11 protein-coding genes are annotated in these 13,070 nt (G+C 41.9%); 7 read left to right on the top strand and 4 right to left on the bottom strand.

The features are described 5' to 3' along the window. Positions 1-17: 17 nt before the first annotated feature. The 7 genes from FB6_RS11875 (at position 18) to FB6_RS11905 (ending at position 6,099) form a co-directional block, all read left to right on the top strand. Positions 18-1,859 carry a monovalent cation:proton antiporter-2 (CPA2) family protein gene (locus FB6_RS11875; RefSeq protein ID WP_174560190.1) on the top strand — a complete coding sequence of 614 codons (1,842 nt, stop codon included), beginning with the start codon at positions 18-20 and terminating at the stop codon, positions 1,857-1,859. Between the two features lie 50 nt (positions 1,860-1,909). Beyond that, complete coding sequence (locus FB6_RS11880) at positions 1,910-2,785, top strand: Hsp33 family molecular chaperone HslO (RefSeq protein ID WP_174560191.1); 876 nt, start codon at positions 1,910-1,912, stop codon at positions 2,783-2,785. A 198-nt stretch (positions 2,786-2,983) separates the two neighbouring features. Continuing rightward, complete coding sequence (locus FB6_RS11885; protein ID WP_174560192.1) at positions 2,984-3,439, top strand: DUF2147 domain-containing protein; 456 nt, start codon at positions 2,984-2,986, stop codon at positions 3,437-3,439. 387 nt (positions 3,440-3,826) lie between these two features. Next, on the top strand, positions 3,827-4,288 hold the full coding sequence (locus tag FB6_RS11890) for a DUF2147 domain-containing protein (RefSeq protein ID WP_174560193.1): 462 nt from the start codon (positions 3,827-3,829) through the stop codon (positions 4,286-4,288). A gap of 142 nt (positions 4,289-4,430) precedes the next feature. Next, on the top strand, positions 4,431-5,399 hold the full coding sequence (locus FB6_RS11895; protein WP_174560194.1) for a DnaJ C-terminal domain-containing protein: 969 nt from the start codon (positions 4,431-4,433) through the stop codon (positions 5,397-5,399). A gap of 10 nt (positions 5,400-5,409) precedes the next feature. Continuing rightward, positions 5,410-5,748: a chaperone modulator CbpM gene (locus FB6_RS11900; RefSeq protein ID WP_174560195.1), complete on the top strand. Its 339-nt coding sequence runs from the start codon at positions 5,410-5,412 to the stop codon at positions 5,746-5,748. Positions 5,749-5,841: 93 nt separating this feature from the next. Beyond that, a complete protein-coding gene (locus FB6_RS11905) occupies positions 5,842-6,099 on the top strand; it encodes a YdcH family protein (RefSeq protein ID WP_174560196.1) in 258 nt (85 codons plus the stop codon). A 114-nt stretch (positions 6,100-6,213) separates the two neighbouring features. Here the strand turns inward: FB6_RS11905 and FB6_RS11910 are convergent, their stop codons facing one another. The 4 genes from FB6_RS11910 to recD all read right to left on the bottom strand — a co-directional run bounded on the left by FB6_RS11910 (position 6,214) and on the right by recD (position 13,028). Beyond that, the gene (locus tag FB6_RS11910) at positions 6,214-7,449 is read right to left on the bottom strand and encodes a magnesium transporter CorA family protein (RefSeq protein WP_174560197.1); all 1,236 of its coding nucleotides are present in this window, start codon (positions 7,447-7,449) and stop codon (positions 6,214-6,216) included. A gap of 211 nt (positions 7,450-7,660) precedes the next feature. Next, entirely contained in the window at positions 7,661-9,748 is a 2,088-nt protein-coding gene (gene pnp, locus FB6_RS11915) for a polyribonucleotide nucleotidyltransferase (protein ID WP_174560282.1), read from the bottom strand. Between the two features lie 274 nt (positions 9,749-10,022). After that, the gene (rpsO, locus tag FB6_RS11920; protein ID WP_174560198.1) at positions 10,023-10,292 is read right to left on the bottom strand and encodes a 30S ribosomal protein S15; all 270 of its coding nucleotides are present in this window, start codon (positions 10,290-10,292) and stop codon (positions 10,023-10,025) included. A gap of 972 nt (positions 10,293-11,264) precedes the next feature. Then, the gene (gene recD / locus FB6_RS11925) at positions 11,265-13,028 is read right to left on the bottom strand and encodes an exodeoxyribonuclease V subunit alpha (protein ID WP_174560199.1); all 1,764 of its coding nucleotides are present in this window, start codon (positions 13,026-13,028) and stop codon (positions 11,265-11,267) included. Positions 13,029-13,070: the final 42 nt, after the last annotated feature.

Below are 13,070 nucleotides of genomic sequence, written 5' to 3' on the forward strand. Positions count from 1 at the left end.
AACACTAGGACAGACCAATGTCGTTATTGTTACAAATTACGATTTTCCTGGGAGCTTCGTTGCTTCTGGTTCCTTTAGCCAAGCGCTTTGGAATCGCCACGGTACTCGGCTATTTGTTTACAGGGATTCTACTCGGCCCCAGTGTTCTGAATCTGGCCAGCGACCCTGAAGCCATTCAGGAACTCGCGGAATTTGGCGTCATTTTACTGATGTTCATTATTGGTCTGGAACTACGCCCACAGCGGCTTTGGGAAATGCGTAAATCCATCTTTATGATGGGCAGTTTACAGGTCGGAATCACCGGCATCATCCTGGCCATAGTGACATTTTTTGCCTTACAGCAAAACCTAGCCGCCAGCTTTGTGATTGGCATGGCACTGGCGCTATCTTCTACCGCATTTTTACTACAACTGCTTGCAGAAAAGCAGCAACTCAATACCACCTTCGGACAACAATCGTTTTCCATTTTACTGTTTCAGGATATTGCGGCAATTCCGCTGCTGGCCATTATTCCCTTATTGGCCGGCAATGAATCGACCCATCATGGGATTGCCTATTTCGCTGCGATTATTGCCACCTTTAGCGGCCTGTTCCTGTTTAGCCGTTATATGATGCGGCCCTTTTTCCGTTTTGTCGCGAAAAGTGGTGCCCATGAACTGATTACAGCGGTGGGCTTATTTATTGTCTTGGGCGTGGTGGCACTGATGGATGTGCTGGGTATTAGTACCACTTTGGGCGCGTTCTTGACTGGGGTACTGCTCGCCGACTCTGAATTCCGCCATGAACTGGAAGCCAGTATTGCGCCCTTTAAAGGGCTGCTTTTAGGTCTGTTCTTTATGACCGTCGGTATGACCACACAGCTGTCACTGTTGGTCGATATGCCAGGGCTGATCATTGGCGGTGCACTGATTCTCATGCTAGTCAAAAGCCTCACCCTGACCACCATTGCCCGTTATTTAAAATATTCATGGCGTAACAGTTTGCTGCTTGCGACCTGTCTGGCGCAAGGCGGTGAATTCGCCTTTGTGGTGTTTAAAGTGGCCAGCAGTGAACAGGTCCTCACCAAGAGCATACTTGAACCGCTAACCCTGATCGTGACCCTTTCCATGGTCCTGACGCCGCTGTTGTACTGGCTGATCAGTCGCTGGATCATTCCTGTTATCGATAAAGAAAAAGCACCGGTGTATGATGAGATTCCGGACGTACATAATCCCATGATCATTGCCGGCTTTGGCCGTTTTGGACAGATTATTGCCCGGATTGCCCATTTACAGCATCAATCCTTTACCGCGATTGACAGTAATTTAGAAAAAGTCGATTTCGTACGAAAGTATGGCGGTACGTTATACTATGGGGATGCAACGCAACCAGATATCTTGCGTTCTGCTGGTATAGCGCATGCCAAGGTTTTTGTTTTAGCTATTGATGATATTGAAGATTCAATGAATGTGGCACGCCATATTCGCTTAAACTATCCTCAGCTGAAGCTTCTGGTTCGTGCCCGTGACCGCCATCATGTGCATCTGCTGCGGGATTTAGGCGTCGAACATATCTGGCGAGAAACCTATCTGTCCTCACTGGGTATGGCCTACCGGGCTTTGCGTGAACTGGATATCAGTGAAGCTGATGCTTACAAAAGTATTGAACTGTTCCGTGATTACGATGAAAAATTATTGATTCAGCAACAACGGGTCTATACCGATGAACAGAAGATTTATGAAACCCATCGTAATGCACTGGCCGAACTGGAACACTTATTTGAAAGCGATGCCCAGATTCGTCAAGAACCGACAGGCGTCAATTTGCAACGCGGCTTAGCACATCAGCGCATTGATGTCACAAGAGATGATAGTAACTAGCTTGTGTTTTACAATATAGACACCATTAACACGGGCTATTGGAGAAATTTATGTCTGAATTACGTCAACGCTTTTATATTGAAAATTGCCCGATTCGTGGTGAAGTGGTGCATCTGGAAAATGTGTTTCAAACTATTCTGGCACAACGTGATTACCCACAGGCGATTCAGATCCTTTTGGGGGAAATGCTCAGTGCTACAGCCTTGCTGGCCAGTACCCTGAAAATTAAAGGCCGGATCAGCCTGCAAATTCAGGCAGCGGGCACATTCAAATGGGCAATGGCGGAATGCAACCATTTAGGCGAGCTACGTGCATCTGCTGACTATGAAGAAGATCCTCGCTTCTTTCAGGCAGAAAACAGCAGCACGGTGTTGAATGCCCTGGTGAATCCGGTGCTGTTTATTAATATTGAACCTGAATTTGGTGAACGCTATCAGGGGATCATTGCCCTAGAACACGAAACTTTGGCCGGTTGTTTGATGCAATATTATGATTTATCTGCACAAATCCCGACAAAAATTGTTCTGGCCAGCACCACTGAACGCTCAGGTGGCTTGCTGATTCAACTCCTGCCACGCAATAGCGAAGAGGAACAGCAACGTGTAGATGAAGACCTGTGGCCGCGTCTGACCATGTTGACTGAAACCTTAAAAGCGGAAGAGCTGACCGATCTGGAACCGACTGAAATTCTGTACCGTTTGTACAATGAAGAAGATGTCCGCTTGCCTGAAGCAGAACAATTAAGCTTTGGCTGTACCTGTTCTAGAGAACGTTGTGCCAATGCCCTATTGCAAATTGGGGTAGAAGCCGTCCGTGAAACGCTGGAATTTCAAAATCCGATTACTATGGATTGCCAGTTCTGTAGCACCCGCTACACATTTACCGCAGAAGAAGCCTTTGGTTTGTTTGGTAAACATCTAAGTTAAGTTGATTCAGGTCAATGACATTAGGGCAGCTATACTAAAAAGCTGCTCTTTTTTATTCGCAAAAAATACATTATTTTTCTTATAACAATTTATAAACTTGTAATATTAATATTTTAAAGTAAAATTCCGAACCCAAATAAAGCAAAATAATTTTTTATTTTGACTGCATAAAAATAAATGACTGAGTGAAATAACGACATGAACACAAAAATAATGCTGAGTATATTATTACTTTTAAGCTGCCCGTTTATTCATGCCAAAACGCTTGATTTGGCGGGGACATGGAAAGCCATTGATGATAAAACTGGCTATGCACGTGCTGACGTTGTCATCAGCAAAAAAGACAATGGCAGTTATGTGGGCACAATCACCCAAGTCCATGCAATTCCCAATCGTACCGCGATCGAGTTTTGTGAAAAATGTACGGGAACACTGAAAAATGCTCCACTGATTGGACTGCCTATTTTGTCAGGCTTTAAACAAAATCCTAAAAAATCCGACGAATTTATTGGGGGTCAGGTACTTGATCCACTTTCAGGTCATGTCTATCGAGGCAAAGGTCGCCTGAATGCACGAGGTAATGTCCTGACTTTACGTGGCTTTATCGGAACCAGTTTACTTGGCCGAACCGTATCCTGGATTAGAGTAGATTAAACTGCTTTTTAATCAGCACAAGTTTTTAGCCTTTTCAGATAAAAGCTTGTGCATGAAATTATAAATAATTTAAATAATAAATTTTTTATATTATTAACTTAAATATATCAAATGATAAAATCACCACTCATGATTCATCATATTCTAAATCATGATTTTTTTATTTCCATCACAATTAAATTTCGTTCGAGTCTTAACGGGATAAAATTTTTAGCATCTGATCCGATTTTTTAATCAAAATTTTTATAAAAAACAAACCCAACTGCACAATCATTTATTTATGTGACAGGTATATCAATTTAATCATTTGATTTTATATGTGATTATCGCTATAAATTAGGCGTTTTACTCTAAAATTAAAAAACGATTCATTTCAAGGGGACGTTGATGAAGAATTCATATAAAGGCATTTTTGCAGGTATCATTTTAGCAGCACTTTCTTCATTCAGTTTTGCTGACAATGATCTTATAGTCGGCAAATGGAAAACCATCGATGACCGTACTGGTTATTCACGTGCCGATGTTGAAATTAGTAAAAAACCTGATGGAACCTATGAAGGAGTTATCGTTGCGACCCGTAGCGTACCGGGTACAGAGAAAATGATTGTATGTTCTAACTGTCCAGGCGAATTAAAAAACAAACCTTTTATTGGCTTACCTTTTGTTTGGGGCTTTAAACAAAATCCGGATAATCCACGTGAATTTAATAACGGACGTATACTCGATCCAATCAGTGGTAAAGTTTATAAAGGTAAAGCACGTCTTAGCGCCAGCGGCAAGCACTTAAACCTGCGTGGTTATGTCGGTGTATCCGTCATTGGTCGTAGTGTGACATGGATTAAATATTAATCTTTCTAGAGATTTATTAAGGCTCCTGATCAGGAGCCTTTTTTGTCATTTTTTGAAACAATAAGGTACAGTTCTCTACTATTGCAGTTTGATGAAAGACATAATAATGATTAAAAGATAATCAATTTCAGCTTGTCATTTTATGCCTAAAAGTCATTATGAAACTCTTGGCGTTAACCGTAATGCCACGCCAGATCAAATTAAGAAAGCCTATCGGAAACTGGCTCGAAAATATCATCCCGACGTAAGTAAAGAAACGGATGCGGAAGAAAAAATGCAAGCCATTAATGTGGCTTATGATACGTTGAGTCATGAAGAAAAGAAAACCGAATATGATTTTCAGCTCGATCACCCTGAAGCCTTTTATCAATCTGGTGCACATACAGGTACAGGGGGTTTTGATCAGTCCAATTTTTACCGTCAGGGATTTAACCAACAGGGTCATTCAGAATTTAGTGGTTTTGAAGACCTGTTTGGCCGTTTTGGCTCAGGCTTTGGTGGAGGAAATTACCATTATCAAAACCAACAAAGACAGCAACAGCGTAGTTATCAGGGTGAAGACCAGCACGCCAGCATAGAAGTTGACCCGGAAATTGCCTATCACGGTACAACGCAGCATATCACTTTACAAATTCCAACTCTAAATGCCTATGGCGAGCCTGAAGTTCAGCGCAAAACCTTACAGGTCAAAATCCCCAAAGGCATGAAAGAAGGACAAAGCATCCGTCTTACGGGGCAAGGACAAAGTGGGGTCAATGGCGGAAAAAATGGCGATCTTTATATCGAGATTCACTATAAGGATACCGCACGAATTCGGGTGGAAGGCGCTGATATTTACTACACTGTGAATGTGTCCCCATGGGAAGCCGCATTGGGACAAAGTATTGAAATACAAACACCTGAAAGTACCAAACTGCAGGTCAATGTGCCAAAAAATGCCAAAACTGGTCAGCAATTACGTTTAAAAGATAAAGGTATTCCAAGCAAAATTCCGGGGCATCTCTATCTGGTTTTAAATATTGTCTACCCTACTGTGCACAACGAGCACGAGCAGCGGGCTTATCAGGCATTTGCAGACAGTTTTTCAAATTTTAAGCCGCGCAATGCTTAAGGAGAACATCATGAGCACTATTCATTATCGTGAAATTGTATGTGATGATTTTAATCAGGCTGAAGTCATTGATGAGCAGCATAGTTTTGATTTAAAGCATTTTGCTGATGCATGTGGACAAAGTCCAGAATGGGTACTGCAGCTTCTAGAATACGATATTTTAAATACTCGTCCCGAAGCGCGCATTCACCAGTTCTTTGGTGACGATGTTTCCCGTGCCCGTCGTGCCTATCGTTTACAACGTGACTTTGATGCCAGTTTTTCTGCCGTGGCAATGATGTTAGATCTGATTGATGAAGTGCAACAATTACGTAAACAGGTCAAGCATCTAAATTTCAAAGATGCTTAATTCGTCTTGGATTACTAAATCTTGCGGATGCTAAGCTTCTCGCAGGATATGGTAATTTTTCTAAAATCTAACTCTGGAGAATAATCTAGACTTATGAAAACCAAGGAATGTAATAAAAAAGTCAAAAGAATGTTTCCTGAACATCAGGAACTCATTCATAAACTGCGCCATGATGACCCTCATTTCGCGAAAATATTTGAGAGCCATCAGGATCTGGATAAAGAAATAACTCAGCTTGAACTCAATCCGGTCAATCTGATCAATCATGATATTGAGTCATTAAAACGCAGGAAGCTCAAAATGAAAGATGAAATTTATAGAATACTGACACAGAATATTCAGCCTAGCTAATCTTATCATCGACAAGAAGCGTGATTGATGAACCAAGTCGACTTGGACAGTCTCAATTGGATTGTGTTTTTAAATAACCGGGCTTTAAATCACATTGATGATCCCAAAGCCCTGTTATTTTAGTTTGGTTAATTTTTCTACTTCTTTCATGGTCACTTTGACAGATTGCTTAATCGGCTCATAATCTAAAAACCACAACAGATTCACGTGTTGATCTTTATGCTGTTGAGCCAACAAATCAATCACGCTCTTTTCCCCTCGTCCTACCAAATGTCTGCGGTAAAAATAATAAACCAACAAGACTGTCGTAATGAGCATCACCATCAACATGCTCCAGAAACCGGTGGGAGATTTTAATCCGGGAATAAACTCAAAGTTCATGCCATAAATACCAGTTAATAAAGTCAAAGGTGCGAAGATTGCAGTGATAATCGCAAGAATCCGCATATTTTCATTGGTCTGATTGGCAATGGCAGAAAAATGTAAATCAATGGCCGCTTGAATGGAAGCACGCAGCCGAACCGTATGCTTTTGAATCCGGCCAACATGACTAACCAGATCATTGATACGGACCAGCATGATATCCTGACGTTCAGACTTCTTCTTGCCTTTTAAATGCGGATAATTATCGACAATTTCATCACGCAGTTCTTGCAGGGCATCGATCTGTTCTTCACACAGATTTTCGACCTGCTGAAACGACATACTTTCCTGTAACAGCTGATCCCACTTGGTAAATCGACGGTGACCTTGCAACAACTCTTGCTGCCAGAACTCAACCCGACGGGTCAGTGGTACCCGTAAATCCAGATAACCATCTACGATGCTATTTAACAAACGCAAAGCCAAATCCAGAGGCGTAAGCGGAATTTTCCGCAACTTATTCTGTTCTTGCCCAGAACGGATAAAGTTGGTCTCAATTTTGGAAATATAATTTTCAATGGCTCGATGCCCCTGTTCACGCACGGTAATCAGCACCTGCGGGGTCATGATAAAACTGATCGGGGTGGTGGCTAAACCAAACAGCTTTTCATGTTGTTCAAGGGCTTGTTCACCTGATTTGATATCATCATCTGGAGTAATCAGTTTGCGGAAAATCAATAAATCGTAATCTTCCATTGTGTCAAAAGCACAAGGATGTTCTAAGTTGAGAATATCTTTGAGATGAAATTCATTTAATACCAGTTGGGTATGCTGGTAGATTTCTTTTTGCCAGGCCTCTGCACGGTTCACCACATCCTCACGCGTGCAGTCAATCCATACAAATTCAAGTTCAGCTTCAGCACTTGGCGCTTTTTGTACAAAAATATGCTGTTCAGTGGGATGTTGGTAAAAGTAATAAACCTGCATGAAAATAATTCTCTAGTGTGCTTTATTCTTGTGGGGCTGATAGAAATTTCAACAATTTATCCATCCATGGAGTGAAAAAGATGGGCTGAGCTGCAACATTAAGCCATAACATACAACTAAGTTCCCCTCTTTTCATTTGAATTTTATTTTAACCATAAAAAAAAGCCCTGAGCTTTAGCAAACTCAAGGCTTTTTTAAAGACTTAGAACAATTAAGCTTGTTCGATGTCTTTCATGGTCAATTTGATACGACCACGGTTGTCAACGTCAGCAACTTGTACTTTCACTTCCTGACCTTCTTTCAATACGTCTGCAACATTGGCAATACGTTCGTTAGAAATTTGAGAGATGTGAAGCAAGCCATCAGTACCTGGAAGAATATTTACGAATGCACCGAATTCTACAATACGAATCACTTTACCAGTGTAGATTGTACCTGGTTCGATTTCAGCAGTAAGCGCTTGGATTTTAGCAACCGCAGCAGATGCAGCCGCTTTAGTTTCACCAAACACACGAACTGTACCATTGTCTTCAATATCAATCGCTGCTTTAGTTTCTTCAGTGATCGCACGGATTGTTGCGCCGCCTTTACCAATCACGTCACGGATCTTATCAGGGTTGATGTTGATCACTTGGAATGTTGGCGCGTGCATTGAAATTTCAGGACGAGCGCGTGAAATCACTTGGTTCATTGCATTAAGGATGTGCATACGACCTGCATATGCTTGGTTCAATGCAACTTCCATGATCTCTTCAGTGATACCTTCGATTTTGATATCCATTTGAAGCGCTGTAATACCGTTTGCAGAACCGGCTACTTTAAAGTCCATGTCGCCAAGGTGGTCTTCGTCACCTAAGATGTCAGAAAGTACTGCGAAACGCTCGCCTTCTTTCACCAGACCCATTGCGATACCCGCAACTGGTGCTTTAAGTGGAACACCTGCGTCCATAAGTGATAGAGAAGCACCACATACAGAAGCCATTGAAGATGAACCATTTGATTCAGTGATGTCAGATACGATACGGATCACATACGGGAAGCGGTCAGCTGCTGGAAGAACAGCTTGAACACCACGACGTGCTAGACGACCGTGACCAATTTCACGACGTTTAGGACCAGATTCACGACCAGTTTCACCTACAGAGTATGCAGGGAAGTTGTAGTGCAACATGAAGTTGTCAGTTTTAGTACCAGCAAGGGTATCAACCATCAACGCATCACGTGTATTACCCAAAGTTGTTGTTACCAACGCCTGAGTTTCACCACGTGTGAACAATGCAGAGCCGTGAGCACGATCTAATACGCCCACTTGTACGTCAAGGGCACGAACAGTTTTGGTATCACGGCCATCAATACGTGGTTTACCAGACAAGATGTTGTCACGTACAGTGCGGTATTTCAGGTCTTCGAACAATTCGTTCAAGTCGTCGGCGATACCGTCAACATCTTCTTCTGGAACAAATTGAGCAACAGCTTCAGCTTGAAGTGCATCAAGTGCTGCATAACGATCGTGTTTAACAGCGATTGTGTATGCTTCAGAGATTTTGGCTTCAAATGCTTCTTTCAATTTCGCACGAAGGTCTTCGTTTTTCGCAGGTGCAGTCCAAGTCGACTCTGTTGCGCCAGCAGCTGCAGCAAATTCTTTAATCGCTTGGATCGCAATTTGCATTTCGTCATGACCGAAAAGCACAGCGCCTAACATTTGGTCTTCAGAAAGTTCTTTCGCTTCTGATTCAACCATCAATACTGCAGCTTCAGTACCTGCAACCACAAGGTCAAGGTCAGATTCTTTTAACTGCTCTAAATTTGGGTTAAGAATGTATTCACCGTTGATTAAACCAACGCGTGCACCACCGATTGGACCACGGAAAGGTGTACCAGCAATTGCAAGTGCAGCAGAAGTACCCAACATTGCAGCAATGTCAGCGTCCATGGTTTTGTCAGAAGATACAACAGTCGCAGTCACCTGGATTTCGTTGTAGTAACCTTCTGGGAACAATGGACGGATTGGACGGTCAATCAAACGTGAAATTAAAGTTTCAGCTTCAGACGCACGGCCTTCACGTTTACCGTAACCACCCGGGATACGACCCGCAGCATATTGTTTTTCTTGATAGTTTACAGTAAGTGGGAAGAAATCTTGTCCCGCTTTAGCTGTAGGCTGGGCAACAACAGCAACCAATACAGTTACGCCACCCATTGTAATAAGAACAGTGTTGGCTTGACGCGCAACACGACCAGTTTCAAGTACAACTTGGTGCTGACCATATTGAAATTCTTTACGAATAACATTAAACATCGACATGTTTTATTTTTCCTAGTTCTTGTGAACAATTATTCTAGTGGAGACCCCTAAGGTTTGGCATTCACAACATAGTTTTAAATGACAAAGCTTAGAAGCCGACCTCACCAGACAATTAATTACCCAAAAAGAGTAAAATTTGAATTTAAGACACAAAGAAGGAGCGAAACAATCGCCCCTTCCCCATTACCTAAGCAAAGCTAGGTATACTTTAATTTTCAGCCATACAGCACTTAACATGCAATAGTCCGAAAAAATAAGTTTAATCGAATTAACGACGTAAACCTAAAGCAGCAATCAAATCGCTGTAACGAGTAGTATCTTTACCTTTAAGGTAGTCAAGAAGCTTACGACGTTGGTTAACCATACGGATAAGACCGCGACGGCTATGGTGGTCGTGTTTGTGTTCTTTAAAGTGACCTTGCAAATCATTGATTTGGGCAGTTAAAAGAGCTACTTGAACTTCAGGTGAACCAGTGTCGTTTTCAGCGCGAGCAAATTTAGCTACGATTTCTGCGCGATCTGCGTTTGTTAAAGCCATTCGATTTCTCCGAGATGCTTAAAAAATTACATTTGATAAAAATCAATTGATTTCTCAATTGACTGCCGTGCATCACTACAGCAAGTGCGTTATTTTAAGGGAAAATCAGGGGGATTGCAAAAAGAGAACGCTGTTTTCAGTTTTTTATATCAATTACTTGATAAAGCAATGGTTTTGTATTTTTTATCTTTAAATTTAACTTATTAATGCAACCTTAAAATGCAAACAGAAATGCAGTTCCACAAATGAATGACAGTATTAAAATAGATGCTAATTGAATTATTTAGCAGCAAATATATAAACTGCATAAAAAAAAGCCCAAGCTAGGCTTGGGCTTTTTTGCGCTGTAGTTTCTTATATTTTAATTATTGTTATTTTATTTATTATAGTAATCTGCGCATTCATGCGCTTATTATTATTAACAATCCTTGTGTTAACTTTTACGTCCCTATGTGTCAAATTGTGCCACAAAGGTCTGTGTAAAGAAGTCGACTTTTTCGTATCTCCTTGTAAGTTTTTTCGTACATTAATTAATATTTCTTATTATTCCTGTAATTAAAACACCCATAAATTATATTTAAAAACAATAATTTAATTAAAATACATGTATTATCTTTACACAAGCGTATATTTACAGCCTAACGAAACATAAAACAAACCATAAAACTGACAAATATTGTCACATCATGCCATATGATTTTTCATCAACAGCATTTTTTAGCCATAAAAAAGCCCTGTAGTCTCTCCCAAAACTACAAGGCTTAGCGGCTGTAAGTTTCCTCTTTCACTTACTTCACTGTAAGTTCGCTGTCTTTCGACATTATTATTATGTTATGGCGATATTACCCAACTTTCCGTGTTGAGCTTTTTATGTGCAGCCATCATCTCAAAAAGACTTATAAAGCTCTATGCGCTAATTTCTCGAATCAGTGTAAGCATTTACTTACAAAAATTAGAATTATTTATTTTTAATTAACAATTTAAAAAATTATTAAGCTTGTCTAACACGCCGCTTTGTCTACTGGTTTTAATACTTAATGATTGCACCAAAGCCTCAGTATCTGCCAATAAGCTCACCACTTTTTTGGCACGGGTGATTGCAGTGTAAAGCAGTTCTGTACTAAGTAGATTTTTTGCAGCTTCATCCAGAACTACGGCGGTATGGGTAAATTCCGAGCCTTGAGATTTATGGATCGTCAGCACATAGGCCGTTTCAATGTTTTTCGGTAAGCGGGTTGCAGGAACCCATTTTTCCAGACTGGGGAAATAGACCTCAAACTGCGACTGTCCATCGCGGCTGCGCTTAAAACAGATTCCGATATCACCATTCGACAGTCCCAGCTGATAATCGTTATAAGTCATCATCACCGGCCGGCCGACATACCAGTCTCCCTGCTTGCTCATCTGTAAAGACAAGGCTTCCAATAAACGCTGTTCCATTTGCTGATTCAGTTGTCTTAAACCAAATGCACCATGGCGAATAGCGGCTAAAATCCGGTAATCATCAAAGACTTTGATCACATGCGACACCCAAAGTTCAGGTTCATCTGCGGTTAAATAGCTTTTTAATACAGCAACATAACCCTGATAACCCAACATCAGCTTGTCATAATACCCGCTCCGGTCAGATTGCGGAGACAACTGGGCAGGCAGATATTCCAGCTGAATCTGATCTGGCATTGCATCTTGCAGCAGCACAGACTGAATTTCAGATGGTGCAACGACCTGCAGGGCAAACTGCTCAAGTAAAGCAACGCCAGATTGCTGCGGATGCGGCTGTTGAATAAATTTTGCCATCTGCCCAATCAATGCCCCCTCTTTAAAACGGCGGCTGGTGACAAGGTTGACCCGATTTTCAGCCAAAGCGGGAACTTGTTGTAAATCCGCCAGTACTGAGCCAACATCGACCGCTGCCAGTTGGTCTGCATCACCCAATAAAATGAGTCGAGCCTGATCCGGCACGGCTGACAGCAACATATTGGCCAGGCTGAGATCCAGCATCGAGGCTTCATCCACCACAATCACATCATAAGGTAAAGTCTGTTTGGCATGAAAACGTGGTTGAGCGGTGGTTCCCAGTCCCAATAGGCGATGAATGGTGATCGGATTCAGCTGCTTGAGTTCATCGGTCACCAGATCTTGCAATTTTTCATCATTCAATGATTTTTGCAGGGCTTCTTTCATGCGCTGTGCCGCTTTACCGGTCGGTGCTGCCATCGCAATACGGATATTGGGTATGGCCTGATTTAGCACGGCAATAATCCTGGCCAGCGTATAGGTTTTTCCGGTACCGGGTCCGCCGGTAATGATATTCAAGGCCTGCTTCGCCACCATGCTCAGGGCTTGCCGTTGGTATGGATCGGTGAGTAAATCCGGATAAGCAGCAAGATCCACAGCGTCAATCTGTTGCTGTTTTAAACGTGCCACCTGCTGTGCCAAAGACTGTTCCAATGCCCAATAGCGATACAGGTAGAGGCGATCATGATCAAAAACAAACGGAGCTAACTGCTCTTGAATCTGCTCGACCGGCACCACCAAATCATTCAGGGTATCAGCCTGTGCCTGAGTTGCAGAAATACAACTATCCCCTTGTTGAACTGCTTCCAGAATTTGCTGAATAATATCGCTGCTATTTTCCTGCTGTGCTGCGTGACTAAAAGGCTGCTGGCGAATAAACCGACTCCAAGTGCTGATCCATTCAGCGCTTTGATCATCTTTATATTGTTTATTTTCCACACAGTTATCCTCAAAGTTATCCACAGCTTAATCTATTGTTTA

The sequence above is a fragment of the Acinetobacter bouvetii genome (assembly GCF_902753875.1).
In the GTDB taxonomy this organism is placed as follows: Bacteria; Pseudomonadota; Gammaproteobacteria; order Pseudomonadales; family Moraxellaceae; genus Acinetobacter; species Acinetobacter bouvetii_A.